Raw genomic sequence first — 25,729 nt, forward strand, 5'->3', positions numbered from 1 at the left:
ATGGGTGACGCCATGCTGATCAGTGCAGGGCTGGGCCTGGTGGTCGGCGTGGTGCTGGCGCTCACCGGTGCCGGCGGCGGCATCCTCGCCGTGCCGCTGCTGGTGTTCGGCATGCAGATGGGGGTGGCCCAGGCCGGTCCGATCGGCCTGCTGGCCGTTGGCATGGCCGCGGCGCTCGGCGCCGTTCTGGGCTTGAAAGCCGGAACCGTACGCTATCGGGCCGCGGTGCTGATTTCGGTGACCGGCATGCTGCTCGCGCCGGTCGGTTTATGGCTGGCGCACCGTATCGACAACCGCTGGCTGAGCGTACTGTTCGCGCTGGTCCTGTTGTTCGTGGCCTTTAAAACCTACCGGCGCGCAAACAGCAAGCCAGCAGAGCGTGAGGACGCCACCGACGGCCGCACCAAGCCATGCATGCTCGACAGCGAAACCGGGCGGTTCTCGTGGAACGCGCGCTGTGCCCGTTCGCTGGCGCTGTCGGGCACGCTCGCCGGCCTGCTCTCGGGCCTGCTCGGTGTCGGCGGCGGCTTCGTGATGGTGCCTGCGCTGCAGCGCTACACCAATCTGGATATGAAGTCCACCGTGGCGACCTCGCTGGCGGTAATCGCCCTGGTGTCGGTGACCGGCGTTGCTTCAAGCGCGTTTGCCGGTTCGATGACCTGGTCGGTGGCCATGCCGTTTGCCGCGGGGGCACTGGCCGGCATGCTGGGCGGGCGCGTCGTATCGGACCGGCTGGCCGGCCCGCAGTTGCAAATTGGCTTTGCCGCCGTCTCGGCGCTGGTGGCAGTGGGCATGATCGCCAAGGTGCTGTATCGATAATCCGAGCCGCCAGAGTGCGCTCATCGAATTTCAAGGAGAACTGCCATGCATCTGAGCCCGATTCAGCTGTTCGACAGCGAGTCGTCGACCTTTACCTATATCCTGGCTGCGCAGGGCGGCGCCGAAGCAGTGCTGATCGATCCGGTCGACGAGCACTGGGCGCGCGACCTGGCGCACTTGCGGCGCCTGAACCTGAAGCTGACCTACATCCTCGAGACGCACGCGCATGCAGACCATGTCACGTCGGCCGGAAAATTGCGTGAGCTGACCGGCGCCAAGGCGGCGGTCCCGAGCGGCTGCGGGATTCCGCCTGCCGACGTTCAACTCAATGACGGCGATGTGATTCGTTTCGGCGGCGAAGAAATCCTGGTTCTGCATACGCCTGGCCACACTGCGGGGAGCATGAGCTACGTCTGGCGCAACAACGTGTTCACCGGCGACACGCTCCTGATCGGCGGCTGCGGCCGCACCGATTTCCAGAGCGGTAGTGCCGATGCCTTGTTCGACAGCGTCACCAAAAAGCTGTTTGCGCTGGCGGACGACACCCTGATGTGGCCGGGCCACGATTACAAGGGGCAGGTGGTATCTACGATCGGCTGGGAGAAAGAGCACAACGCACGCCTGGCCAAGCGCACCCGCGAGGAATTCGTGCAGTTGATGAGTGAGCTGGTTCTGCCCAAGCCAAAGCGCATCGACGTTGCGGTGCCGGCGAACCAGAACCTGGGTTTGCCGCACGGCGTCTGACGCAAATGGTCGATGCGCGCCTTACTTGGCGACCTGCGCCGGAATATGCGGATGCGGGTCGTAATCGACGATCTCGAAATCGTCGAACTGGTAATCGAAGATCGATACCGGGCGGCGCTTGATGACCAGCCTGGGCAGCGCGCGCGGCGTGCGCGTGAGCTGCAGGCGCGCCTGCTCCAGATGATTCGAGTACAGGTGCAAATCGCCAATGGAATGGACGATCTCTCCCACTTCGAGGTCGCACTGTTGAGCGACCATGTGGGTCAGGAATGCCAGTGAATTGGCATTGAACGGAACGCCAAGGTAAAGGTCGCCCGAGCGCTGGGTCAGGTGGGCCGACAGACGCCCGTTGGCCACGTAGAACTGGTACAGGATGTGGCAGGGCGGAAGCGCCATCTTGCCTTCGGCTGCGTTTTGCTCGGGTGATTTGGTTTCGTCCGGCAGATAGGCGACATTCCACGCATTGATGATATGGCGGCGGCTGTCCGGACGTTTCTTGATGCCGTCGATGAGCGCCGCTACCTGGTCATGGGTCTCCCCGTTGGGCCCTTGCCAGTAGCGCCACTGCGCACCGTAGACCGGTCCGAGTTCCCCGTCGGCCGTGGCCCACTCGTTCCAGATCGACACCCCGTTGTCTTGCAAGTACTTGATGTTGGTGTCACCGCGCAAGAACCACAACAATTCGTGCAGAATCGACTTGATGTGTAATTTTTTCGTGGTGAGAAGGGGAAAGCCATCTTGCAGGTCGTGGCGAACCATGCGGCCAAAGACCGACAAGGTGCCGGTTCCGGTACGATCGCCCTTTGCCACGCCATTCTCGAGGACGTCCCGGAGTAGGCCCAAGTACTGTTGATCCATGGTGCAGTTCTTTCCTGGTCTTGCTGAAGGTCTTAGAAATTCGAGGCCGGCGCCGTCTGCGCGGTGCTCCAGCGGCGCCGGTCCAATATTGTATCGTACCCGCGCCTTGCAATCAGGCTGCCAGTGCGCCAGCAAAGCGGGCCAGGGCTATGTGCACCTGCTCGTCCGATGCGGCGAGCAGGTGGTCGCCCACATACAGTTCGAATGCACTGGTGCCGGGTAGCGCGGTGCTGGCGATGCGGTTGAACATCCAGATGCCATGCTGCTCGGCGAGCTCGCGCCGGATCGCCAGCGCGCGCTCGGCGCTTACCGGAAGATGCAGGTGCAGCATGTTGACCTGGGGCGCCGCCGGATTGACGCGGATCTGCGGGTAGGCCGCGAGCGCATCGTACAAAAAATGGGTGCGGCGCAGGCAATCGGGCAGCGCCGCCAGGCGCTGGTCGAACTGCATCGCCGCGGCCACCGCATACGGGCTGCGTTGGAAGACATTGCCGCCCTCGCGCCGGAACCACTCGGCGGCCCGCTCCACGAACTCGCGCGAGCCCGCCAGCATGGCGCCACCCAGGCCGCCGATACCCTTGTATAGCGACACATAGACCGAGTCGAACCCAGCGGCGACTTCTTGCACGGATTTGCCGTAGCCGCAAGCGGCCTCCCACAGGCGCGCACCGTCCATGTGCAGGTGGGCGCCGCGTATCTTGCAGTGAGCCTTGATGGCCTCCAGTTCGTCCCAGGCGGGCAGCTGGCCGCCAATCTCGCGCAGCGGCAGCTCCAGGCCGACGGCGCCGATCCGGTCGGGGATGGCGGCCAGGTCGGCCGTGGTCCAGGGGCGATGAGGGTCGCCCGCCTGCAGCGCCTTGAAGTGGCCGAGCAGCTGGTAGTTGGAGCGTTCGTGCAGGAAGATATGCGAGGTCGGATGCAGCGCCACCAGATCGCGTGCGCGGTCCTGGCAGGCCAGGCGCAGCGCGGTTGCCGAGGCCATGGTGCCGCTGATGCAGAACACGGCAGCCTCGAAGCCGAGCAGGCGTGCCAGCTTGGCTTCGAATGCCTGCAGAAAGCTGCCGCTGCCGTAATTGTCGTGCTCGATGCTATGGCGTTCGCACCACGCCGCCATCGCCGCGAACAGTTCGGCCGGTGGGCGCGCCCGGTGGCCGGGAAACACGGTGTGGCAGCGGCGCAGCAGGTCACGCAGCAGGTCATTGTCGTTCACGGCGGGCTCGTCTACTTGTCAAGTGAGCCCGTAACTCTACACCGAAGCCTGCGCGCCGGGAAGGCCGCGGCTGGCCAGCTGCCAGCCCCGCTTTAACCGTGCATCATCCGTGCGTCAGCGCCGCGCGCTGCGGCGCCGCCAGCTGGGTCGCCGCTGGCGCTTCACCGTTGAGGCGGAACAGGCGTACCGCGCGCGCCAGTTCGGCCGCTTGGTCTTGCATGGCCTGGGCCGCGGCGCTGGCTTGCTCGACCAGGGCGGCGTTCTGCTGGGTCGCCTCGTCCATCGCATTGACCGAGCGGTTGACATGCTCGATGCCGCTGGTCTGCTCCTGGCTCGCCGCGGTAATCTCCGACATGATGTCGGTCACGCGCGCGACGCTGTCGAGCACGTCGTTCATCGTCACGCCCGCTTCGCTCACCAGCTTGCTGCCAGCAACGACTTCGCCATTCGAGGTGTCGATCAAGGCCTTGATTTCCTTGGCCGCCGCAGCGCTGCGCTGGGCCAGGTTGCGCACCTCGCTGGCCACCACGGCGAAGCCGCGTCCCTGTTCGCCGGCGCGCGCGGCTTCCACCGCTGCGTTCAAGGCCAGGATATTGGTCTGGAAGGCAATGCCGTCGATGACGCTGGTGATGTCCGAGATCTTGCGCGACGAGTGATTGATCGAGTCCATGCGTTCGATGACTTGCGCCACCGTGGCGCCGCCTTTTTGCGCCACCGCCGAGGCGTTCATCGCCAGCTGGTTGGCCTGGCGGGCATTGTCGGCATTCTGGCGCACGGTTGCGGTCAGTTCGTCCATCGACGAGGCAGTGCCGGCCAGGTTCACGGCCTGTTGCTCGGTGCGCCGGCACAGGTCCATGTTGCCGGCCGAGATCTGCTCGGATGCGCTGGCGATCTGCTCAGCGCCGTCGCGCACCTTGCCCACCACGTTCGACAGGCTGGCGCCCACCATGTTGATCGATTCGGTCAGCAGGCCGATCTCGTCGCGGCGGGTATGCTGGACGCGTGCGCCAAGGTCGCCCTCGGCGATGCGTTTGGCAACGTCGCGCACTTCGGCCAGCGGACGCGAGACGGTGCGGTTCACCACCGCGTACAGGATCGCCGCCAGCACTGCCAGTGCCAGCATGCCGAGGCCGATGAAGCGGTTGCGCAGCTGCGTGGCCGCGGCCGTGATCTCGTCGCGGTAGGTGCCGCCGGCGATGATCCAGTTCCAGCCCTTGACCTGGGTATAGGCCACGAATTTCTCGCGCGCCGACGCTTCACCTGGATTTTGCCAGCCGTAGCTGATCGTGCCTTCTTTCTTCTCGAGGATTTCCTTGATGTACAGGCGGCCGTCGGCATCCTTGCTGTCGAGGATATTCGTGCCTTCCTTGGCCGGATGAACGATCAGCTCGCCATAGGTCTTGCCTGGCGCTGCGCTGAGCACGTAGAAATAGCCGGTTTCGCCGACCTTGATCTCTCGGATGCGGTCCTTGAGCGCCTTCAGGTCTTCGGTGATGTCGACGCCCACGTAGAGCACGGCGACCAGCTTGCCGGCCGCGTCGCGCACCGGCTCGTATTGCGTGATGTACTGCTTGCCGAACAGTGTGACCAGGCCGACATAGGTCTGTCCCGCGCGCAGTGCGGCATAGGCCGGGCTGTTACGGTCGAGCGTGGTGCCAACCGCGCGTTCGCCATTTTCTTTCTTTACCGAGGTGGTCACCCGCACGAAATCGTCGCCGTCGGTGGCGAAGATGGTGGCGTTGCCGCCGGTCTCGGCGGTGAAACTGTCGGGCGTCGCAAAGTCGAGGTTCAGGGCTTTGCCGTCGAGCATGAGCGTCGGCGTCGCCTTGCCGCCGATGTCGACGCTCGTTGCGGTATCGAGCTCGAAGGCACCGGGCAGGGTGCCCCGGAAGATGCGGCCAAAGCTCTTGGCCGTACTGCTGACGCTCTTGTTGAACAGCTCAACCGTATTGGCGACGCTGCGCAGTTCGTTGCGCACGCTCAGTGCGGCGCGTTCTTCCAGCATCGACGAGGTCGACCAGGTGACCGCCGCAATCAGTACGGCGATGATGACCGCCGTCAGGGCAAAGGTCACGGCGCTGATGCGGGTGCCAACGTTCCAGTGGGCGGGGTGGTAAGTGCTGCCAGACATGACGACTCCAGAGGGGTAAGTTCGTCAGATGATACCGGGCAACGTTTTTCTACTGCAACCAAAAAGGACTAAGCGGGCAAGTAATGCCGTTACGAAACAACAGCTTGCCAAGAGTTCAATCCATTCCTGGATCTTCTGCCAATGGGCGAAACGACAAGAACATGCAGCGCTTCAGCCCAACTGTTCCACCGGTGCGGCGGGCTGAAACTGCAGCGCCGCCAGGTTGGCATACACGCCGCCGTGCGCGACCAGCGACGCATGCGTGCCGCTCTCTACCACCCGGCCGTCGTCAAGCACCACGATCCGGTCCGCCCGCTGGACGGTGGCGAGGCGGTGCGCGATGATGATGGTGGTGCGGCCCAGCATGGCCGCTTCCAGGGCGCGCTGCACCAGGCGTTCGGACTCGGCGTCGAGCGCGCTGGTGGCTTCGTCAAGCAGCAGCAGCGGAGGATTCTTGAGCAGGGCGCGCGCAATCGCGATGCGCTGGCGCTGCCCGCCAGACAGGCGCACCCCGCGCTCGCCCAGGAAGGCGCCGTAACCGTCGGGCAGGCGCTCGATGAATTCGTGGGCCGCGGCCATCTTGGCCACCGCAATGACTTGCTCGTCGCTGGCGTCGGGACGGCCGTAGCGGATGTTTTCCATGGCATTGGCCGAAAAGATGATGGTGTCCTGGGGGACGATGCCGATCGCGTCGCGCAGCGTGTGCAGCGGCAAATCGCGGATGTCGACGCCGTCCAGGCGCACCGCGCCGGCCTGTGGGTCGTAAAAGCGCAGCAGCAGCTGGAACAGTGTGGTCTTGCCGGCGCCCGAGGGGCCGACCAGGGCCACCGTTTCGCCGGCACGGATGTCGAGCTTCAGATGCGACAGCGCCGCCGACTGCGGGCGCGACGGATAGCTGAAGCTGACGTCGTCGAGCGTGACGCGGGCGCCGTTCGCGGTGCGCGGTGGCAGCGCCTTTGGATCGGCCGGGTCCTGGATGTCCGAGCGCGCGGCCAGCAGTTCCAGCAGGCGTTCGGTGGCGCCGGCTGCGCGCTGGGCTTCGCCCATCACTTCGGACAGCGCGCCGACCGAGCCGGCCACGATCGCCGCATACAGGATGAACTGCCCCAGTTCGCCGCCGGTGGCGGTACCGGCCAGCACCGCATGGGCACCGAGCCAGAGCACGAACACGATCGATCCGAACACCAGCACGATGGCTAGCATGGTCAGGGTTGCGCGTGCGCGGATGCGCCGGATCGCGGTGGCAAAGGCACTGTCGACCGAGACCTGGAAGCGCCCGGCTTCGATGGCTTCGTGGGTAAACGCTTGCACGGTCGGCATTGCATTGAGGATTTCGCCGGCCATGGCCGAGGCGTCGGCGATGCGGTCCTGCGAGTCGCGCGAGAGCTTGCGCACGCGGCGGCCGTACAGCACGATCGGCAGCACCACCAGCACCAGCATGCCCAGGATGATGGCGCTCAGTTTCGGGTTGGTCACGAACAGCATCACCAGTCCGCCCGAAAACAGCAGCGTATTGCGCAGGGCCAGCGAAATGCTGGTGCCGACCACGCTCTGGATCAGGGTGGTGTCGGTGGTCAGGCGCGACAGCACTTCGCCGGTGCGGGTGGTCTCGAAGAATTCGGGGCTCTGGCGCACCACGTGGCGGTAGACGGCGGCGCGGATGTCGGCAGTGACGCGTTCGCCCAGCCACGACACCATGTAAAAGCGTGCGGCGGTAGCCAGCGCCAGCACCGAGGCCACGCCGAACAGCGCCAGGAAGGTGGCGTCGACGTTCTCGATGCTGGTGACCGACGATCCGGCGCCAGCCGCGGCGCCGAAACCGAGGTCGATCATGCGCTTGAAGGCGGCCGGAATGGCCAGCGTGGCGGCTGCCGCGAACAGCAGCGCGACGCCGGCCAGGGCGAACTGGCGGCGGTAGGGACGCAAGAAGGGCAGCAGGCCCTTGAGAGCGGCCAGGCTGCCTTTGCGGGAGGTGTCGGTATCAATATCTTTGGTGCTGCCGGTGGAGCGTGAGGTCATTGTCTGCTTGCGTGTTCTTGTTCGAGTATGCGGTCGTCTACAGCTTCATGTGGCCTGCGTAGCCGGTCATTTCCAGGTAGCCGCGGCCGACGCGCTTGCCATTGCGGCCTACCGTCACCGCGCCTTCCCAGTACACCGCGCCGGTCGAGCGGCGCGAATCGAGTTCCTGGTCAGGCTGGAGGGGCCGCAACTGCCAGCGCGCGCCCCTGATCGTGATATCCATCGACACCGGATACACGGCCTTGGTGCGCGGGGAGGTCCAGAGCGCGACGGGAGTGAACACGACTTCGTCGGGTGCATAGCGGGTGATCTTGCCGGCGGCGTCGCGATGGGTAGCGTGCGCCCATAGTTTACCACCTCCTTCCTTGCGGATCTGGAAAGCCATCAGCGCGCCGCCGTCGTCGAGGTTGGCGCCGACCCAGTCCCAGCCGGTCGCCTCGGGTTGCAGCGCCTGGCTCGACCATTCGTGATCGAGCCAGGCGCTGCCCGTCACCGTTACCGGCGCGCCGCCCGCGCGGCCTACGCTGCCGCTGACCTTCAGGTGGGGCTCGCTGTAATAATGGCTGGCGTGCTGCGGGCTGGCGCCCTTGCGCGAATAGCCGCCTTCGCCCTGCACCAGCACCGCCTGGGTCGGCTCAAGACGCAGTTGCAGCGTCAGTTCGTTGGCGCGTATGGTGACGCGGTAGCTGCCAGAACTTTCCCTGACCATGCGCCAGTCGTCCAGCTTCAGGTCGGTGTTGCCGGTGCGCGCCCAGGCCAGGCCGAAGCCTTCGCGCGCGCTGCGCTGGGTGTGTACCAGCCGGCCCAGCGCCGGGTCCGACAGCGCGGCATGGCCAATGACAAGCTGGCGCGGCGCGAACGAACTCGGATTGCTCGGATCGTGCTCGGTGCGGCTGCGAAAGAACGTCACCTGGAACCCGAGCGGCTTGCCGTCCGGCGTTTCCAGCCAGCCGGTGGCATACCACCACTCGGTACGAAACTCCGGATGGGCGCCGTAGTCGCGCGGGAACGAGAGCGTAGCGCCCGGCGCCACTGGCGCGAACGACGGTGGTGCGGCGTGCGACAGCCCGCACCAGTGACAGAACAACAGCAGCAATCCAAGCAGCGCAGCGCGCATTACCAATCCTCCCTGACCGCGCGCACCGGACCGCCCGACAGCGCATAACGTCCCGACACCAGCGCCGTCGCCACCGACGCCGCGACCAGCACCGCCGCCACGCTGCCCAGCAAGGGCCAGGGCAGGTGCAACTGCATCGTCCAGTGGAAGGACTGCGGGTTGACAACATAAACCAGGATCAGGCTGATGACCAGCCCTAATACGAAACCGCTGGCCACGCCCAGCAGCGCCAGGCAGCCGCCTTCGAAGGCCAGGATCTGCAGCACCTGGCCGCGGGTGACGCCGACATGGCGCAGCATGCCGAACTCTTTCGAGCGCGCCAGGGTCTGCGCCGAGAAGCTGGCCGCCACTCCGGACAGCCCGATGGCGATCGCGATCGCCTCCAGCAGATAGGTGACAGCGAAGCTGCGATCGAAGATCTTCAGGCTCATGGTGCGGATCTCGCCGGCCGACATGGTCTGCAGCGCCGCGCCGAAGGGCAAGCCACGTAGCGACTGCTCCAGCGTCTCCACGCTGCTGCCGCGCGCGGCGTACAGGGCGGCGTCGGTGACCTCGGCTTCGCCGGTCAGGGCGCGGTAGTCGGACAAGCGGATCACCACCGAGCCGGCCTGGTTGGCATAGTCGCGCCAGACGCCGGCCACGAAGAATTCGGCCTGGCCGCCGCCCAGCGGCAGCGCCAGCACCTGGCCGACGCGCGCGCCGTACAGGTCGAGCAGCGCTTCCGATACCCAGGCCGGCCGCGCCCCCGGCGGCGGCGCCGCCGATTCGCCGACCAGGGCCAGCAGGCGGCCAGGGTCGCGCAGGTCGATGTCACGCGCGATCACGACCACGTTCGGGCGTTCGGGCGCCAGCGATACCGGCCGGGTGCGCAGAAATTCGACCTCGGCGACGCCGGGGAGGGCGCGCAGCGCTGCCTGTTGCGGCGGCGTCAGGAAGCCGGTATTGCCGCCGCTGGCGGTGCGCACGTACAGGTCGGCCGGCAGTATCTGCCCCATCCAGTTGTCCACCGAGACGCGAAAGCTCGACACCATGATCCCCATCGCCACCATCAGGCTGAAGCTGGCAAGCACGCCGCCCAGCGCGATCGAGGCCTGGCCGGGCGCATTGGCCAGCCGCGCCAGTGCCAGCGACAGTACCGGCGGCAGGCCCGGGCGGCGCGCGCGCAGGCGGTGTTCGAGTGCTTCCAGGCGGCGGAAGGTGCTGGCGGCCAGGCGCGGCATCAGGCCGATGCCGCCGATGAGCAGCAGGGCGATCGCCAGGTAGCCCAGCAAGGGCAGCTCGAGCACCGGCGGCGCAAAGGCCAGCGCCGCCGCCAGCACCAGGCAGGCCACCGAGGGCCAGACGCGGCTCAGGCGCGACAGGGCAGCTTCGTCCGCGCCCGACTTGATCGCCACTGCCGGCCGCGCGCGCGCGGCATCCAGGGCCGGTGCCAGGCAGCCGAGCAGCGCCACGCCCAGGCCAAGCGCAAAGAATACGGCGGCCGCCACTGGCGTGAACTGTACTTGCGGACGGATGCCGGGGAAGTAACCCGCACCCAGGTCGCCGCCAAAGAAGTGCAGCGCCAGCGCGGCCAGCAGGTAACCGCCGCCGATGCCCAGCGCGGCGCCAACCACGCCCAGGCTGGCGCCTTCGAGCAAGACCTGGCACAGCAGCTGTCCGCGTTCGAGTCCCAGCACGCGCAGCAGCGCAAACTGGCCGCGCCGGCGCATGACCGACAAGGCCTGGGTCGAGAACACCAAAAAGGCGCCGGTGAACAGTGCCACCAGGGCCAGCACGGTCAGGTTGACGCGGTAAGCGCGGCTCAGGTTGGCGTTGCGGTCTTCCTGGTCGCTGTCGTCGGGCTGGCGCACCACGAAGCGGCCCGGATAGGCGGCGTCGAGCTCGGCCCCCAGCGCGCGCTGAAACGCTGCGCGGTCGACCCCGTCGCGCAGTTTCAGGTCGACCCGCGAGAGCCGGCCCAGCTGGCGCAAGCGCCACTGGGCCGCGCCGATGTCCATCACCGCGATGCGCTGGCCGGCGCGGGCACGCGCTACCGGTCCGGCCACGCGCAGCGCCACGTTGTCGGTGCCGACACGCAGCAGCACCGTGTCGCCGCGCCGCTTGCCAAGCCAGCTTTCGGCCGCGGGCGACAAGAAGATCGCATCGTCGGCCAGCACGTCGGTCATGCGGCCCTCGTGCGGCACGCCGGTCAGGTCGGGCGAAATAAAGCTGGCGCGGAAGGGATCGATGCCGACGATGCGCAGCGAGCCGCCACCGGCAACCCCGGCTGACAGCTCGAGCACGGGCGAGGCAACCACCACGCCTTCGCGCGCGGCCAGGCGCGGAAAAATGGCTTCGTCGAACAGCGGCTCGGTGGACACCACCTGCACGTCGGCCTGTCCCGACAGGCTCTTGACCGCGGCGGAGAATTCATTAAAAGCGGCGGCATTGATCAGGTGAATGGCGAAACCCATCGCCACGCCGACCGCGATGGCGGCCACCGCCAGCAGCGCACGCACGGGGTGGGCGCGCCATTCGCCCAGCAGCAGCCAGCGCGAGAGCGTGTCCAGGCGCAGGTTCAGGCCGGGCATTCCACCGCCAGCACCTCGCCTTGCCGTTTCGCCTTCAGGCGCGCCTGCCCGGCTTCATCGCGGCCGGCGCGCGCGCTGTCTTCATCGGCCCATTTGCGTTGCAGGCGCAGCTTGTCGCAGCGGCGCCGTTCGGCCGCGGCGGCGCGCTCGGTGCGGGCGGCTTCGCGCGCGGCTTGCTGCCCGCGCAGTGCGCGTTCCTGTTCGATTTCTTGCAGCAGTTTGCGCTCGCGCGCCAGGCGCTCGAGGGCGGCGGCGGCGTCGCCGGGCAGTGCCGGTGCGGCGGCCAGCGCTACCGCAGCGGCGCCGCAGGGCCGGTCGCTGTAGCTCACCTTGCCGGCATCGATGCACTTGTAGATGGTGGCGCCCGAGGCCGATCCGGCCAGCAGGCACAGCAGAACAAGGGGAAGCAGCTGGAGCATATCGAACCCTGTCATAGAATTTTGCCAGGGTTCATAATGCCGAGCGGGTCCAGTGCGGCCTTGATGGCACGCATCATGTCCAGTTCGACGGCGCTCTTGTAGCGCACCAGCTCGTCGCGCTTGAGCGCACCCACGCCATGCTCGGCCGATATCGAGCCATGGAAGGCGGCCACGTTGTCGTGCACGATGCGGTTGACCGCCTGCTGATGAATCAGGAAGGCCTCGTGCCCGGCTCCGGGCGGCGGCGCGACATTGAAATGAAGGTTGCCGTCGCCCAAGTGCCCGAAGCACACTAATTGGCAGCCGGGAAAGGCGGCCTGCAGCGCGGCGCCCGTTTGGTCGATGAACGCCGGAATACGCGACACCGGCAGCGAAATGTCGTGCTTGATGTTCTTGCCGGCCGCGGCCTGAGCCAGCGGTATGTGCTCGCGCAGCTTCCACAGGCCAAGCGACTGGCTATTCGAGCTGGCCAAGACGGCGTCGAGCGCGATGCCGGCCTCGAGCGCCGCCCCGATTGCCGACTCGATGAGTCCACAAGCATGGTCTTGGGATTCCGGGCTGGACAGCTCCAGCAGCGCGTATTGCGGATGGTGGACCGCGAACGGCGTGGGTAGCGCGGGAAACTGCGCCGCGACCAGGCGCAGGCAATAGTCGGACATCAATTCGAAGCCGGTCAGTGCCGCGCCGCAGCGTTCCTGCACCAGTCCCAGCAAGTCGAGGGCGGCCTGGGGCGAGGCCAGCGCCACCAGCGCCGTCAGGCTTGCCTTTGGCTGCGGGTACAGCTTGAGCACGGCGGCGGTGATCACACCGAGCGTGCCTTCGGCACCGATGAACAGCTCGCGCAGCGCATAGCCGGTATTGTCCTTGCGCAGCGCGCGCAATCCGTCCCACACCTGGCCCTGGGCGGTGACCACCTCGAGGCCGAGGCAGAGCTCGCGGGCATTGCCGTAGCGCAGTACCGCAGTGCCGCCGGCATTGGTCGACAGATTGCCGCCGATGGTGCAGCTGCCCTCGGCGGCCAGCGACAGCGGAAACAGCATGCCCGCTTGCGCGGCAGCCTGCTCGATGTCGGCCAGGATGCAGCCGGCTTCCACGGTCATGGTGCGGTTGGCGGCATCGATGTGGCGGATGCGGTCGAGGCGGCGTAGCGTCAGCACGATGGCAAGCCCGCTGGTATCGGGCACGCTGCCCAGCACCAGCCCGGTGCGCCCGCCCTGCGGCACGATCGGCACGCGCGCGGCCGCGCAGGCGGCCACGACGCGGGCGACTTCGGCGGCATTGGCGGGCAGCACGACGGCATGGGCGCGTCCGGTGTAGCGTCCGCGCCAGTCGGCCAGGTAGGGCGCCATGGCCGCGGGATCGAGCAGCAGATGGGACGGGCCGACGATCGCGCGCAGCGCGTCGTGCAGCTCGTCGTGCAGCTCGTCGTGCAACGGCTCAGTCATGCGGTACTTTGACCTTGTCGAGCAGTTCCTTGGCCAGGCGCTTGGCTTGCTTCTTGTACGGACGCAGGAACAGCAGCGCGCAGGCGAAATACACCAGTACCAGGACCACTTCGCCCAGTGCCATCATGCGCGAGGTGTCGTTGGTGTCGGCCCAGGCGCGCACCACGCCTTCTGCGAAATAGATCAGGATCACCATCGACGACCACTGCAGCGTATAGAGGTCGCGCTTGATGACCCCGCGCAGCGGCAGCAGCAGCGGCAATGCCTTGAGCGCCAGCAGCGAGCCGCCCGGATGGAGCGGAGCAACAAAAATTTCCCAGGCCACGAGCCAGCCGATCAGCCAGATCAGGCTGGCAATCGCGCCGGCGTGGAAGATTCTTGCACTGTCCATTATTTCATCCCCTGCAGTTTGACCGCGGCGGTGGCCAGCCGTTTGCCGAGCGCGAGCGCAAGCACGCGTTCTTCTTCGGTCAGCGCCTTCTTGCCGTCGGCGCCGGCCCAGTGCGAGGCGCCATACGGGCTGCCGCCGCTGGCGGTATTCATGAGTTCAGGATGGGAATAGGGCAGGCCGAGCAACAGCATGCCATGGTGCAGCAAAGGTAGCATCATCGACAGCAGTGTCGACTCCTGGCCGCCATGCAGGCTGCCGGTAGAGGTAAATACCGCCGCCGGCTTGCCCGCCAGGGTGCCGTTGACCCAGTCGGCGGCGGTGCCGTCGAGGAAGTACTTGACGCTGGCCGCCATGTTGCCAAAGCGCGTAGGCGAGCCCAGTGCCAACCCGGCGCACTCGTGCAGGTCGGCCAGTTCGACATACGGCGCACCAGCGGCCGGGATGTCGGGCGCAGTGGCCTCGGCCACGGTGGACACCGCGGGCACGGTGCGCAGGCGCGCTTCGGCTCCCGGCACGCTCTCGATGCCCTGGGCTACCAGTTCGGCCAGTTTGCGGGTGGCGCCGTGGCGCGAGTAGTACAACACGAGGATGGTCAGGTTGGTCGGCTTCATCGTTGGTATTATAGAGCTCTTTGCTTAAATGACATGCCTCCCCGCGGGGAAATTCGTGCCCGGCTTGCGCCGGTGCCCAGACTTGTCCAGACCAGATGCTCACCAAAACCGTGCACTCGCTGGCGCGCTCCACCACCGACAGGTTTTCCCAAGGGGTAGAGCAGGCGCGCTGGCTCAGTTTCGACGAAATCCGCGACTTGCTGCGTTTCGCGCGCCGCCGCCTGCGCGAGGCCAGGCTACCCCAGGTGGCGGGCAGCCTGACCTTCACCACCACCCTGGCGCTGGTGCCGCTGCTGACCATCGTGCTGGCGATCCTGACCATTTTCCCGGTGTTCGATCAGTTGCGCATCGCGCTCGACATCTGGTTCGTCGAAACCCTGATGCCCAGGGCCATTGCCAACACCATCAGCGACAACCTGAACCAGTTTGCCAGCAAGGCCAAGGGCCTGTCGCTGCTGGGCGCCCTGGCCCTCCTGGTGACCACGACCACCATGATGGGCATGATCGAGCGCGCCTTCAACCAGGTCTGGGGCGTGCGCCGGCCACGGCCCTGGTCGCAGCGGGTGCTGGTCTACTGGGCCCTGATCACGCTCGGCCCGATCCTGTTCGGCCTGTCGCTGAGCGTGACCACGCGCCTGTACACGGCCACCAGCGGCCTGGTCCAGACCATGCCGCTGGCAGGAGAACTGTTCTATACGCTGGTATCGGTGGCGCTCACTACCGGCGCCTATACGCTGCTTTACATGGTGGTGCCGAATCGGCGCGTGGCCTGGCGCGACGCGCTCTGGGGTGGCGTGGGCGCCGCCATCGCGTTCGAGCTCGCCAAGCGCGTGTTCGCGCTGTTCATCCGCCAGTTCCCGACCTACGAAATCATTTACGGTGCACTGGCCGCGCTGCCGCTGCTGCTGGTCTGGATGTATGTCTCCTGGCTCATCACGCTGGTCGGCGCCGTGCTGGCGGCGGCACTGCCAGTGGTGAAATACGAGCGCTGGTGGCACCAGCCGGTGCCGGGCAGCGCTTTTGTTGATGCGATGGCCGTGCTCAAGGTGCTGCACGGTAGTCCGCAGGCGACCGGCACCGCGCTGGTGTCGAGCGCGGCGATCCGGAGCCACACCCGGATCGGCTACGACGAGTTGACGACGCTGCTCGAAAAAATGGTGGAGGCCGGCTGGGTCGGGCGGGTGCAGGACGAGGCCAGTAGCAAGCCGCGCTGGAGGATGGGCGTGGCCGGTCCTGCGCATGCCGACAACTGGGTGTTGCTGGTCGATCCGGGCACGCTGCGGCTGGCCGACGTCTACCGGCTGTTTGTATTCCATGCGGGCGATGTCGATGGCGGCGGCGGCAACGAGCCTGCCCTGGCGGCGCCGGCCACGCCGCTGGCGCTGGACTCGGCAACGCTGGCGCGCCAGGTCGAAGGCGCGGTCGAAGAGGGGCTGGAACAGACGCTGGCGCAGCACTTCGGCCAGCCAGCCTGACTCCGCTCCTGCCAGATTAGCTTGCCCATCCGACGCTTGCCCGTCCGACGCTTGCCGGCGCGATCGCTCAGCCGAGCGTGGCGCTAAAGTCGATCAGGGCATCGAGCACCGCGTCGGGTGCTTCCGACATCATCTGGTGGCCGGCGTCCACCTTGACAATCTTGCCCTGCGCGAGCGCGCCGGTTAGCAGTTTCGTCGAGCGCAGCGGCGTCATCATGTCCTTGTTCCCGAAAACGAACAGCACCGGGCAGCGCACCGCGGCCGCGGCGCTCTCGCCATCGGCGTAACTGTTGCATGCGCTGAAATCGGTAAAGAACAATTGATCCGGGTTGCGAGCGGACATCCGCTGCATCAGGCGGCGCGCACCGCCCATGACCGAAAATCCCGGCCCCGGGCACGAAGGCTTGTGCGCGATCGACGAATGCGACCAGATGTTGACCATGTCGATCGCGGCCGGCTCGTCGCTGCGCGCAGTTTCTAGCAGGGCATCGGCCACGCGCATCGGATAGGTGGTGCCGAGCAGGGCCAGGCCGGCCAGCATGTCGGGCGCACGCCGGGCCGCTTCCAGTGCGATCAGCGAACCCATGCTGTGTCCGACCAGGATCGCGCGTCGCGCGCCGGCCGCGGTCAGCAGCGCCAGTACCCAGTCGGCCATCGCTTCGACGCTGGTCAGCGCCGGGCCGGCGCTGCGGCCGTGGCCGGGCAGGTCGAGCGCCAGTACCGAATACCCGTGGTGCGCAAAATAGCGGCTTTGCAGTGCCCACACCGAATGATCGTTCTGAGCGCCATGGATGAATACCACCGTGGCCAGGGTGGGGTCGAAAGCCTTGCCGCCGGTATAGGCGTAGGCGCTGGCGCCATTGATCTCGATCTGCATGTCAAGCTCCCTTCTGCGCCAGCTTCAAAGCGCGCTTGAGGTCGTCGATCAGGTCGTCCGCGTCTTCGAGGCCTACCGACAGGCGCATGGTGCCCTCGAGGATGCCGCTGGCGGCCAACCCCTCGGCCGGCACCCGCAGGTGGGTAGTCGAGGCCGGGTGGATCACCAGCGACTTGGCGTCGCCCACGTTGGCCAGGTGCGAGAACACCTGCAGGCCGTCGGCGAAGCGGCGCCCGGCCGCGCGGTCGCCTTTCAGGTTGAAGGTGAACACGGCGCCACAGCCCTTGGGCAGCAGCTGCTGCGCCAGCGCGTGGTCCGGGTGCGATTCGAGCTCGGGATACGATACCGATTCGACTGCCGGGTGCGAGAGCAGGAACTGCACCACGCGGCGGGTGTTGGCGACGTGGCGCTCCATGCGCAGGCCGAGGGTTTCGACGCCTTGCAAGATGGCAAACGCATTATGCGGACTCATGGCCGCGCCGAAGTCGCGCAAGCCTTCGCGGCGGGCGCGCAGCGCAAACGGGGCGACCGTCGATTCTTCGGCGAATACCATCCCGTGAAACCCATCGTAGGGCTCGCACAATTCGGGGAAGCGCCCGCTGGCCGCATGCGCGGCGTCCCAGTCGAAGCTGCCGCCGTCGACCAGCACGCCGCCGATCGCGGTGCCATGACCGCACAAAAATTTCGTGGCCGAATGAAACAGCAAGTCGGCGCCGAGCTCGAACGGGCGCTGCAGATACGGCGTGGTGAAGGTTGCATCGACCATCAGTGGCAGGTGATGGGCATGCGCCAGCGCGGCAATCGCCGGGATGTTCAGCACGTCCAGGCCCGGATTGCCAAGCGTCTCGCCGAACAGGACCCTGGTGTTTGGACGGATCGCGGCGCGCCAGCTGTCGATGTCGCGCGGGTCGACGAAGGTGGTCTCGATGCCGAACCGGCGCAGCGTGTAGTGCAGCAGGTTGTGCGAGCCGCCGTACAGTGCGCGCGAGGCCACGATATGGCTACCGGCGCCGGCGATGGTCGCCAGGCCCAGGTGCATCGCGGCCTGGCCGCTGGCGGTGGCAATGCCCGCCACGCCGCCCTCGAGCGCCGCGATGCGCTCTTCGAGCACCGCATTGGTCGGGTTTGAAATGCGCGAATACACGTGGCCGGCGCGTTCCATGTTGAACAGCGACGCCGCGTGGTCCGAGTCGCGGAACGCGAACGACGACGTGAAGTGGATCGGCGTGGCGCGCGCGCCGGTGGCCGGGTCGGGGGCGCTGCCCGCGTGCAGCGCCAAGGTATCGAAGCCGGGGTACTGGGGTCCGCTCATGGGTGAACTCATCCATCAATCAAGATGGGCGGCATCGTAGCATTGATTGATGGTCGCGCAACGACTTGCCGGCCATGAATTGGCGCGGTGCTGGATTTTTTGGTGGGCATCGGCTACAGTCGGTGTTATGCATCATACAAATATTCCTGGCATTACAAACCAACCGGACGGGGTGGCCAATATGAAAGTCTCCGAGATCCTGCAGGTCAAAGGCGAAATCCTGTATACCGTCACGCCCGACATGCCCCTGGCACAGGCTGCCGCGACGATGGCGGAGAAAGATATCGGTTCGCTGGTCGTCATGGAATTCGGCGACCTGGTCGGCATGCTGACCTTCCGCGAGGTGATCAAGGAGCTGCACGCCCAGGGCGGCAGCATTGGCGGGGGCACCGTGCGCAAGGTCATGGACGACAGCCCGATCACCGTCACTCCCGATACCGAAGTCAACGAGGTGCGCCGCATCATGCTCGAGAAGCATGCGCGCTACCTGCCCGTAATGAACGCCCGCACCCTGCTGGGCGTGATCTCGTTCTACGACGTGGCCAAGGCCGTGCTCGAGGCGCAGCAATTCGAGAACCGCATGCTCAAGGCATATATCCGGGATTGGCCGGCCGAGCAGGCGGCCGAAGACTGACAGGGCATACGGGCCGATCCGGCCCGTATGCAGCGGCGATGCAGATTTACGCCGCCTCGATCCGGGCCTGGTTCCCCAGCCACTCCACCAGCGCTTCCGGCGTCAAGGGCCGCGAGAACAGGTAGCCCTGCGCCAGCGGGCAGCCCAGGCTGCGCAAGATGTGGGCCTGGCGCTCATCCTCGACGCCTTCGGCGATCACCGACAGCCCCAGGTTGCGGCCCAGCTGGATGACCATCTCTGCAATGCTGCTGCCGCGCGCCGAGCCGGTGATCTCGGTAACAAAAGTGCGATCGATCTTGAGCCGGTCCACCTGCAGGCGCTGCAGGTGCGACAGCGAAGAAAAGCCAGTGCCGAAGTCGTCGATCGCGATCGACACGCCGGTGCGCTTGACCTGGGCCAGCTTTTCTACCAGCAGGGCCGGATCTTCCATCGCCATCGATTCGGTGATCTCCAGTTCCACGTATTCGGCGGCGGCGCCGGTATCGTCCAGCGCACGGCGCAGCATGTCGACGAAATGCGGATGGCGAAACTGCACCTGCGAGACATTGACTGACATGGTAAAGGTCCGATACCCGGCGGCGTGCAGGCGCACCAGTTCGGCCAGTGCCTGGCGCAACACCCATTCGCCGATGTCGACGATCAGGCCTGAATATTCGGCGATCGGGATAAAGCGGTCCGGTCCGATCAGGCGCCCGTCCTCGGTGCGCCAGCGCAGCAGCGCCTCGGCGCCGAAGGCGCCATTGGTGGCAAGGTCGACCTGCGGCTGGTAGGCCAGGAACAGCTCGCCACGCTGGAAGCCGCTGCGCAGCGCATGCATCATGCGCACCCGCTCGCGAATCTCGACTCCCATGCTGCGCGAAAAATAGAAGTGGCCGGCGCGCTGGTGCGACTTGGCGCGCTTGAGGGCGATGTCGGCATCCTTGAGGGCGTCGGCGCCGCTGCCGTCATGTTCCGACAGGCGTACCAGGCCGAGCGTGGCCGAGACCTGCACGTCCTGGCCGTCGATATGGAAGGGCTCGCGAAACAGGGCCTGGATCGGCGCCGGCTGCACCACGCCGGCTTCACCCAGTACGCAGAAGATATCGCCGCCGATCCGGGCTACCTCGAGTGTGTTACTGGCGTCAGCGCCGGCGGCGCTATCGGGCTTCATGCGCGTGCGCAAGCGCTTTCCGACCGCCGCCAGCAGCAGGTCGCCGAAATGGTGGCCGAGAGCGTCGTTGGTTTCGGCGAAGTGATCAAGGTCGATCAGGGCCAGTGTTGTCAGGCCGCGCTGGGCGCTGTCCAGGACCGCGTCCAGGAGTTCGACCACGCGGGTGCGGTTCGGCAGGCCGGTCAACTGGTCGTGGAAGGCCGCCTGGTTCAGGTGCGTCACCAGTTCGACATTCTCGAGGCCGACCGTGACCATGCTGGCGAAGACGTCGAGCAGGCGGCGCTCGGTGTCGTCCAGCTTGCGCCCGAACGGGATGCAGGCAGCGAAATCGCGGCCCGCCTTGCCCGGGAAATGCAGCGACAGCCAGCCTGCGGCGTCATGGCCGCGGCGCTCGCGCAACGTGCGTTGGGCGGCAGCGACCAGCGCCTGGTGGCGCTGCGGGTTCAGTTCTCCGCCTTCGAGTTCGCCGTGTTCGCCGGCAGCGGCTACCACGCGCAGCAAGTCGGGGCGCGCGTGACCGCTGTCGCGCACGCACAGCACGCCAGCCGGCTCCTGGCCGAGCAGGGTCGCCATCTGACGCAGCACGCCGTGCGCCACGTCGCGCACCCCGTGCTGGGCCATCAACTGGGTTCCGGCCGCGAGAATATGCTCCAGGCCGGCGCAATTGGCGTCGATCACGCGCAATTGCTGGTACGAGCGTATCGCGGCCGCCACCGCGGTGTACAGCTTGGTACGGGTGAGCTCGGACTTGGTGCGGTAATCGTTGATGTCATAGCCGCGGATCGCCTCGAGCTCGGGCGCATAGCCGGGCTGACCGGTGCGCAGGATGATGCGGACCCGGCTCATGCCCAGCTCTTCGCGGATCTGGCGTACCAGCTGCAGGCCGGCGTCGGGACGCTCCATCACCACGTCGAGCAGCACCACGGCGATGTCGGCTTCGCGCTCGAGTAGCGCGCGCGCCTCATGGGCGCTGTACGCATGCAGGAATTGCAGCGCACGGCCCTGCATCTCGACGTTCTTCAGCGCGAACAGCGTGCTCGAGTGAACGTCGGCGTCGTCATCGACCACCAGGATCCGCCAGGTCGCAACCGGCGCCAGCGGGGCGCGCACCAGCATGCCGTCGGCAGCAGAAAGCTGGTCGGCTTCAGCGACGAAGACCAGATCGTCGTCACGGTTATCGGGCGCATCCGTCAGGTTGCCTGTTGGCGTCATCGAGGCAGGCATGTGCTACTTCTCCGGTGTGGCTGGGCTTTGATGTTCCTCAGTATATATGCAATTAACAACGCAAAAACCGAAAGAACCCGCTGAAACATAAAATATATATCCACACGGCAATTTTAGTGAAGCTCAGTCAATAGGTCGCCGCCATTCGCCACCGCTGCCAGACTGGTAGAATGCCAGTTCCCCATTTCGCGTACTGAGCATTCCATGTCCGGCAATTCTTTTGGCAAGCTGTTCTCCGTCACCACATTCGGCGAGTCGCATGGCCCCGCCATCGGCTGTGTCATCGATGGCTGCCCACCGGGCATGGCCCTGAGCGAGGCCGACATCCAGCCTGAACTCGACCGTCGCAAGCCGGGCACCTCGCGTCATGTGACGCAGCGCCAGGAAGCCGATCAGGCGCAGATCCTGTCGGGTGTTTACCAGGGGGTGACCACTGGCACGCCGATCGCGCTCCTGATCCAGAACCAGGACCAGCGCAGCAAGGACTACGGCAACATCGTCGAGACCTTCCGCCCGGGACATGCCGACTATACCTATTGGCACAAGTATGGCGTGCGCGATCCGCGCGGTGGCGGGCGCTCGTCGGCCCGCCTGACCGCGCCAGTGGTCGGGGCAGGGGCCGTGGCCCGCAAGTGGCTGCGCGAGCAGTTCGGTACTGAATTTTTCGGCTGCATGCGCCAGCTGGGCGATATCGAGGTGCCGTTCCAGTCGTACGAGCATGTGCACGCCAATCCGTTCTTCGCCGCTACCGCCGATGCCGACCTGCTGGCACGCATGGAAGCGGCGATGGACGAACTTCGCCGCGCGGGCGACTCGATCGGCGCGCGCATCGACGTCGTGGCGCGCGGGGTGCCGGTCGGCTGGGGGCAACCGATCTACGACAAGCTCGATGCCGACATCGCCTATGCGATGATGGGGATCAACGCGGTCAAGGGCGTGGAAATCGGCGCCGGCTTCGCTTCGGTGGCGCAAAAGGGGTCGGAGCACGGCGACGAGCTCACCCCCGAAGGCTTCATTGGCAACAATGCGGGCGGGGTGCTGGGCGGAATTTCGAGCGGGCAGGACATCACGGTGTCGATCGCGATCAAGCCCACCTCGTCGATCCGCACGCCGCGCCGCTCGATCGACAAGGATGGCAGCCTGGTGACGGTTGAAACCTTCGGCCGGCACGACCCCTGCGTCGGCATTCGCGCCACGCCGATCGCCGAGGCGATGCTGGCACTGGTCTTGATCGACCACGCGCTGATGCATCGCGCGCAGTGCGGGGATGTCAGGGTAGCGACGCCGAAGCTGGGGTGAACCGGCCGCGCGGGGTGCCACCCGGCGTGGTCAAGCCCGGGCTGCCACCGCTTCCATCTGGTGCCGGCGCTCCACGGTCCGCACGATCAGCCCCCGCAAATCGTTCAGTAACGAGAACTCGGTCTGGCTCAGCGCGACCGACGGGAAGCTGTTGTTCCATTCGCCATAGATGAAACCGGCCGGCTGGCCGTGGGCGCACAGCGGCACCAGGACGAAGCAGCGGGCATCGGCCAGCGAGTCTTTCCACCAGCCGGGAAGCTTGGAAGCGAACCGGGTGTCGTGGGCATTCTCGATGAAGATCACGCGGTCGCTGCCAAGCGCCGCATGGAACACGTCCGGCTCGTAGGCGTCGTCGAACGTCAGCTTGGGCATCAAGGCCTTGCTGCCTTCGCCCATGCCCAGCCGCGCTGTGTACTTGCCGTCGCGCCGGTTGCGCAAGAAAGCGAACGAGCGGGTGAACGACAGGCCCTCGTGCATGGTCTCCAGCGCCATCGACATCATCTGGCCCGGCGTGGCGGCGGCGCCGGTGTCGCGCATGTCGGCCGCGCCGCTCATCAATACCTTGTTGCCAGCCTGGCGCTTGCGCGTCGCCGCAACCTGTTCGGCGCGCTTTTCGGCTGGCTTGGCCAAGGGCGCGATCGACAGGTCGGAAGCCGCAATCAAGCGTGCCTTGCCAATTGCCTCGAGCAGGCTCGATGGCTCCACGCCCAGCAGCGGTGAGAAGCTGGCGGCCAGTTCGGCCACCCGCTCGGCGCCGCTTTCATCGTCATGCCAGAGCGCCTGCGCAGCCTGGGTGGACATGGTGCCCAATGCGGCCAGCCAGTCCTCGTGGCCGAAACCGTCGAAGCGCTCGGACGGCTCGACCCGGCGCATCCCGGCGACCAGGTTGCGCGGCAGGCCCCAGCGCTGCGCAGTAGCGCGCCCCAGCGCCTCGAGCGAGAGCCCAAGGTGCGCGTTGGCCGCGGTTTCCTCGCAGCCGGCGTCGGCCGTCTCGCGCATCCGGGCCCAGCGTTCCGGCAGGTAGAAAGCGACCATCATGCGCCCGAGCGAATGCAGGATCGAGCAGACCACGGCTTCTTCCGGGTCGCGCGAGACGGTGCTGGCCGCCACCTGTTGTGCGACCATCCCGGCCAGCACCGCCTTTTCCATCTCGATGTGGGCGGTCTCGGTGTCGGGTGTGGACCTGGCCAGTTCTTCGATCAGTTTCAGGCCCAGCGCCAGGTGGCCAATGGCTTCGGTACCGAGCACCAGTACCGCCTTCGACACCGTATTGATGCGCTGGCCGAAGGCCGAATACATGCCGCTGTTAGCCAGCCGCAGCACCTTTTGCGTCAGGACAGGATCGGACAAGACCGTCTGGGTCATCGAAAATTCGCGCTCGTCCTCGCCGCGCATCGATGCCAGGATCGCGGTGATGGCCTTGGTGAATCCGGGCATGTCGCCTTGCCTGCGGGTGCGCTCCCACAACAGGGAGAGAGTGGCGTCGGCTTGGTGCGAGACCGGGTTGGCAGCTGGTGTCGTCATGGTTTTCCCGGGCCTAGCTCGCCCGGCAGTAATTCGGTGTAAAGATTTTCTTTAAGGGCGGCCAGCGCCACATGCGCCGGCATCGGCTTGCCGGTCAGGTAGCCCTGCACGTAGTGGCAGCCAAGCTTGCCAAGCCAGGCGAGCTGTTCCTCGGTCTCGACGCCTTCGGCCACTACCGACAAGTCGAGGTGGCGGGCGATGTCGAGCACCGCGCTGCAGATCGCCCCGTCCTTGGTGGCATGCGGCAGGTCTTTCACGAAGGCGCGATCGATCTTGAGCACCGAAATCGGAAAGCGCTTCAGGTAGGCCAGCGACGAATAACCGGTACCGAAATCGTCGATCGCGATGCGCGCGCCGCGTTCGGCCATCTTGGTCAGCACTGCTTCGGCATGGACAGGGTCGACCATCAGCGTGCCCTCGGTGATCTCGAGCACCAGCTGGCTGCCCCGGGCCCCGGAAAGCGCCAGCGCGTCATCCAGCACTGCCAGGAACGTATCGTTCCTGAACTGGCGCGGGCTGATGTTCACCGAGATGTACAGATCGCGCCCGGCGACTTGCTCGAACTGGCGGATCTGCATGCAGGCCGCCTTCAGTGCCCAGGCCCCCAGCAGGTTGATCAAGCCATTGTTCTCGGCGATAGGAATGAAGCGTACCGGCGGCACCATGCCCAGGGTCGGATGCTTCCAGCGCATGAGCGTCTCGAAGCCCTCGATGGTGCGTGAGCCGGCATCGACGATCGGCTGGAAGTAAAGCTGGAATTCGCCCTCGCGCACCGCGTTGAACATCGCCGCCTCGAGCGAGATGTCGTGCTCGGGCGGGCCGTAGTCGCTCGGGCTGTAGGTGACGGAGCGCGCCTTGCCAGTTTCCTTGGCGCGCGTCATGGCGGTGTCGGCCAGCGTCACCAGCCGCACTTCGTCTTCGGCGTGCTCGGGATAGGTGGCAACGCCGATCGAACCGGCCAGGTGAATGGTATGGCCGTCGATTTCGAACGGCGCCTGTAGCGTCGCCATCAGGCGCCCGGTGACCAGCTTGATCTGCGCCTTGCAGGCGGTGCCTGGCAAGACCGCGACGAATTCGTCGCCGCCGACCCGCGCCAGCGTGTCGCTGTCGCGCAGCGTGCGACGCAGGCGGCTGGCGGCCATGCGCAGCACCGCGTCGCCGATCGCATGACCCAGACCATCGTTGACTTTCTTGAAGCCGTCCAGGCCTATGGTGGCGACTGCGAAGCCCTGGCCGGAGCGGCGCGCATTGGCGATCACCATGCGGATCCGGTCCGACAGCAGCACCCGGTTGGGCAGTTCGGTGAGGGCGTCATGGGTCGCCATGTGGCGCAGGCGTTCTTCGGTCGCGTGCTGGGCCGACATGTCGCGGCCGATTACCAGTAACGGCGCGTCGTCGCCGCTATCGATCATGGCGATGCGCCATTCGAACCAGACATCGCGCTCGCCGCAGCGCAGGCGCGCTTCGACCACGGCCGGTTCGCCGCTGGCGGCGCAGCCGGCCAGTGCCTGCTGCAGCGCGAGTCGGTCGACATCATGGACCAGCGCGGCGAGGGAGTGCTTGTGCGGCTCGGCGCCGCTCAGGGCGTGTGCGCGCCGGCTCGCGACCCTTAGCAGGCCGCCAGGCGTGACGCGAAACACGGCGTCGCCGGCGGCTTCCAGCAGGCTCTCGATCAGCGCCAGCCCCGCCGGCTTGGGTGTCCTGGACGCGCATGACAGCGGTGCGACGGTGGAACTGGTGTGCATTCTTGTGGTTCTGCCTCAGGGTTCAGCCTCCTGGTCGCCGTGGCACCGGCGCCAGCAGGCGTATTCCAGCCGTATCTCAATCTTGTAAGCCTATCAAGCGACTGGTCGCGACAGCATCGAAAGATTCCAAAAAGCACTAATCAAGACAATGACCT

At 66.4% G+C, this 25,729-nt stretch carries 20 protein-coding genes; 5 read left to right on the forward strand and 15 right to left on the reverse strand.

What is annotated here, in order from left to right:
* Positions 1–819 carry a sulfite exporter TauE/SafE family protein gene (locus NRS07_RS10435; protein WP_259206099.1) on the forward strand — a complete coding sequence of 273 codons (819 nt, stop codon included), beginning with the start codon at positions 1–3 and terminating at the stop codon, positions 817–819.
* Between the two features lie 45 nt (positions 820–864).
* Positions 865–1,563: an MBL fold metallo-hydrolase gene (locus NRS07_RS10440; RefSeq protein ID WP_307729885.1), complete on the forward strand. Its 699-nt coding sequence runs from the start codon at positions 865–867 to the stop codon at positions 1,561–1,563.
* A 21-nt stretch (positions 1,564–1,584) separates the two neighbouring features.
* Here NRS07_RS10440 and NRS07_RS10445 read toward each other — a convergent pair whose 3' ends face one another.
* The 10 genes from NRS07_RS10445 to wrbA all read right to left on the reverse strand — a co-directional run bounded on the left by NRS07_RS10445 (position 1,585) and on the right by wrbA (position 14,334).
* Positions 1,585–2,421: a thymidylate synthase gene (locus NRS07_RS10445; protein WP_259206100.1), complete on the reverse strand. Its 837-nt coding sequence runs from the start codon at positions 2,419–2,421 to the stop codon at positions 1,585–1,587.
* Between the two features lie 112 nt (positions 2,422–2,533).
* On the reverse strand, positions 2,534–3,631 hold the full coding sequence (locus NRS07_RS10450; RefSeq protein ID WP_259206108.1) for a low specificity L-threonine aldolase: 1,098 nt from the start codon (positions 3,629–3,631) through the stop codon (positions 2,534–2,536).
* A gap of 103 nt (positions 3,632–3,734) precedes the next feature.
* Entirely contained in the window at positions 3,735–5,762 is a 2,028-nt protein-coding gene (locus tag NRS07_RS10455; RefSeq protein WP_259206111.1) for a methyl-accepting chemotaxis protein, read from the reverse strand.
* Positions 5,763–5,933: 171 nt separating this feature from the next.
* Positions 5,934–7,781, reverse strand: coding sequence for an ABC transporter transmembrane domain-containing protein (locus tag NRS07_RS10460; RefSeq protein WP_259206113.1), 1,848 nt, complete (start codon positions 7,779–7,781; stop codon positions 5,934–5,936).
* A 37-nt stretch (positions 7,782–7,818) separates the two neighbouring features.
* Positions 7,819–8,898 (reverse strand): carotenoid 1,2-hydratase, encoded by a 1,080-nt coding sequence (locus NRS07_RS10465; protein WP_259206115.1) that lies wholly within the window; start codon positions 8,896–8,898, stop codon positions 7,819–7,821.
* Positions 8,898–11,468: an FtsX-like permease family protein gene (locus NRS07_RS10470; RefSeq protein WP_259206126.1), complete on the reverse strand. Its 2,571-nt coding sequence runs from the start codon at positions 11,466–11,468 to the stop codon at positions 8,898–8,900. Before NRS07_RS10470 ends, NRS07_RS10465 begins: the two co-directional genes overlap by 1 nt.
* A complete protein-coding gene (locus NRS07_RS10475; protein ID WP_259206128.1) occupies positions 11,456–11,887 on the reverse strand; it encodes a DUF4124 domain-containing protein in 432 nt (143 codons plus the stop codon). The genes NRS07_RS10470 and NRS07_RS10475 overlap by 13 nt, the downstream gene beginning before the upstream one ends.
* An 11-nt stretch (positions 11,888–11,898) precedes the next feature.
* Positions 11,899–13,332 carry an FAD-binding oxidoreductase gene (locus NRS07_RS10480; protein WP_259206130.1) on the reverse strand — a complete coding sequence of 478 codons (1,434 nt, stop codon included), beginning with the start codon at positions 13,330–13,332 and terminating at the stop codon, positions 11,899–11,901.
* Positions 13,325–13,723 carry a DUF2069 domain-containing protein gene (locus tag NRS07_RS10485; protein ID WP_259206134.1) on the reverse strand — a complete coding sequence of 133 codons (399 nt, stop codon included), beginning with the start codon at positions 13,721–13,723 and terminating at the stop codon, positions 13,325–13,327. The genes NRS07_RS10480 and NRS07_RS10485 overlap by 8 nt, the downstream gene beginning before the upstream one ends.
* Positions 13,723–14,334, reverse strand: coding sequence for an NAD(P)H:quinone oxidoreductase (gene wrbA / locus NRS07_RS10490; RefSeq protein ID WP_259206137.1), 612 nt, complete (start codon positions 14,332–14,334; stop codon positions 13,723–13,725). Before wrbA ends, NRS07_RS10485 begins: the two co-directional genes overlap by 1 nt.
* 95 nt (positions 14,335–14,429) lie before the next feature.
* Between wrbA and NRS07_RS10495 the strand changes: the two genes are divergently transcribed.
* Positions 14,430–15,809 (forward strand): YihY family inner membrane protein, encoded by a 1,380-nt coding sequence (locus tag NRS07_RS10495; RefSeq protein ID WP_259206141.1) that lies wholly within the window; start codon positions 14,430–14,432, stop codon positions 15,807–15,809.
* Between the two features lie 67 nt (positions 15,810–15,876).
* Here NRS07_RS10495 and NRS07_RS10500 read toward each other — a convergent pair whose 3' ends face one another.
* Entirely contained in the window at positions 15,877–16,686 is an 810-nt protein-coding gene (locus NRS07_RS10500) for an alpha/beta fold hydrolase (protein ID WP_259206143.1), read from the reverse strand.
* Between the two features lies 1 nt (position 16,687).
* Complete coding sequence (locus NRS07_RS10505) at positions 16,688–17,998, reverse strand: O-acetylhomoserine aminocarboxypropyltransferase (protein ID WP_259206146.1); 1,311 nt, start codon at positions 17,996–17,998, stop codon at positions 16,688–16,690.
* A gap of 181 nt (positions 17,999–18,179) precedes the next feature.
* Between NRS07_RS10505 and NRS07_RS10510 the strand changes: the two genes are divergently transcribed.
* Complete coding sequence (locus NRS07_RS10510; RefSeq protein WP_259206149.1) at positions 18,180–18,632, forward strand: CBS domain-containing protein; 453 nt, start codon at positions 18,180–18,182, stop codon at positions 18,630–18,632.
* Between the two features lie 46 nt (positions 18,633–18,678).
* Here NRS07_RS10510 and NRS07_RS10515 read toward each other — a convergent pair whose 3' ends face one another.
* Positions 18,679–21,006, reverse strand: coding sequence for an EAL domain-containing protein (locus tag NRS07_RS10515; protein ID WP_259206152.1), 2,328 nt, complete (start codon positions 21,004–21,006; stop codon positions 18,679–18,681).
* A gap of 204 nt (positions 21,007–21,210) precedes the next feature.
* On the opposite strand from NRS07_RS10515, the gene aroC reads away from it, so the two are divergent.
* Positions 21,211–22,305, forward strand: a complete 1,095-nt coding sequence (gene aroC / locus NRS07_RS10520; RefSeq protein ID WP_259206154.1) for a chorismate synthase — start codon at positions 21,211–21,213, stop codon at positions 22,303–22,305.
* 30 nt (positions 22,306–22,335) lie between these two features.
* Here aroC and NRS07_RS10525 read toward each other — a convergent pair whose 3' ends face one another.
* Both NRS07_RS10525 and NRS07_RS10530 read right to left on the reverse strand, forming a co-directional pair.
* Positions 22,336–23,829 (reverse strand): HDOD domain-containing protein, encoded by a 1,494-nt coding sequence (locus NRS07_RS10525; protein WP_259206157.1) that lies wholly within the window; start codon positions 23,827–23,829, stop codon positions 22,336–22,338.
* Positions 23,826–25,574 carry a bifunctional diguanylate cyclase/phosphodiesterase gene (locus tag NRS07_RS10530; RefSeq protein WP_259206160.1) on the reverse strand — a complete coding sequence of 583 codons (1,749 nt, stop codon included), beginning with the start codon at positions 25,572–25,574 and terminating at the stop codon, positions 23,826–23,828. Before NRS07_RS10530 ends, NRS07_RS10525 begins: the two co-directional genes overlap by 4 nt.
* Positions 25,575–25,729 lie beyond the last annotated feature (155 nt).

It is taken from the genome of Massilia sp. H6 (assembly GCF_024802625.1).
Classification (GTDB): domain Bacteria; phylum Pseudomonadota; class Gammaproteobacteria; order Burkholderiales; family Burkholderiaceae_D; genus Telluria.

What these genes read in the sequence shown, in the direction of transcription:
- NRS07_RS10435 (WP_259206099.1), top strand. Translation starts at nt 1, where the DNA reads ATGGGTGACGCCATGCTGATCAGTGCAGGGCTGGGCCTGGTGGTCGGC.
- NRS07_RS10440 (WP_307729885.1), top strand. Translation starts at nt 865, where the DNA reads ATGCATCTGAGCCCGATTCAGCTGTTCGACAGCGAGTCGTCGACCTTT.
- NRS07_RS10445 (WP_259206100.1), bottom strand. Translation starts at nt 2,421, where the DNA reads ATGGATCAACAGTACTTGGGCCTACTCCGGGACGTCCTCGAGAATGGC.
- NRS07_RS10455 (WP_259206111.1), bottom strand. Translation starts at nt 5,762, where the DNA reads ATGTCTGGCAGCACTTACCACCCCGCCCACTGGAACGTTGGCACCCGC.
- NRS07_RS10460 (WP_259206113.1), bottom strand. Translation starts at nt 7,781, where the DNA reads ATGACCTCACGCTCCACCGGCAGCACCAAAGATATTGATACCGACACC.
- NRS07_RS10465 (WP_259206115.1), bottom strand. Translation starts at nt 8,898, where the DNA reads ATGCGCGCTGCGCTGCTTGGATTGCTGCTGTTGTTCTGTCACTGGTGC.
- NRS07_RS10470 (WP_259206126.1), bottom strand. Translation starts at nt 11,468, where the DNA reads ATGCCCGGCCTGAACCTGCGCCTGGACACGCTCTCGCGCTGGCTGCTG.
- NRS07_RS10475 (WP_259206128.1), bottom strand. Translation starts at nt 11,887, where the DNA reads ATGCTCCAGCTGCTTCCCCTTGTTCTGCTGTGCCTGCTGGCCGGATCG.
- NRS07_RS10480 (WP_259206130.1), bottom strand. Translation starts at nt 13,332, where the DNA reads ATGACTGAGCCGTTGCACGACGAGCTGCACGACGAGCTGCACGACGCG.
- NRS07_RS10485 (WP_259206134.1), bottom strand. Translation starts at nt 13,723, where the DNA reads ATGGACAGTGCAAGAATCTTCCACGCCGGCGCGATTGCCAGCCTGATC.
- wrbA (WP_259206137.1), bottom strand. Translation starts at nt 14,334, where the DNA reads ATGAAGCCGACCAACCTGACCATCCTCGTGTTGTACTACTCGCGCCAC.
- NRS07_RS10495 (WP_259206141.1), top strand. Translation starts at nt 14,430, where the DNA reads ATGCTCACCAAAACCGTGCACTCGCTGGCGCGCTCCACCACCGACAGG.
- NRS07_RS10500 (WP_259206143.1), bottom strand. Translation starts at nt 16,686, where the DNA reads ATGCAGATCGAGATCAATGGCGCCAGCGCCTACGCCTATACCGGCGGC.
- NRS07_RS10505 (WP_259206146.1), bottom strand. Translation starts at nt 17,998, where the DNA reads ATGAGCGGACCCCAGTACCCCGGCTTCGATACCTTGGCGCTGCACGCG.
- NRS07_RS10510 (WP_259206149.1), top strand. Translation starts at nt 18,180, where the DNA reads ATGAAAGTCTCCGAGATCCTGCAGGTCAAAGGCGAAATCCTGTATACC.
- NRS07_RS10515 (WP_259206152.1), bottom strand. Translation starts at nt 21,006, where the DNA reads ATGCCTGCCTCGATGACGCCAACAGGCAACCTGACGGATGCGCCCGAT.
- aroC (WP_259206154.1), top strand. Translation starts at nt 21,211, where the DNA reads ATGTCCGGCAATTCTTTTGGCAAGCTGTTCTCCGTCACCACATTCGGC.
- NRS07_RS10525 (WP_259206157.1), bottom strand. Translation starts at nt 23,829, where the DNA reads ATGACGACACCAGCTGCCAACCCGGTCTCGCACCAAGCCGACGCCACT.
- NRS07_RS10530 (WP_259206160.1), bottom strand. Translation starts at nt 25,574, where the DNA reads ATGCACACCAGTTCCACCGTCGCACCGCTGTCATGCGCGTCCAGGACA.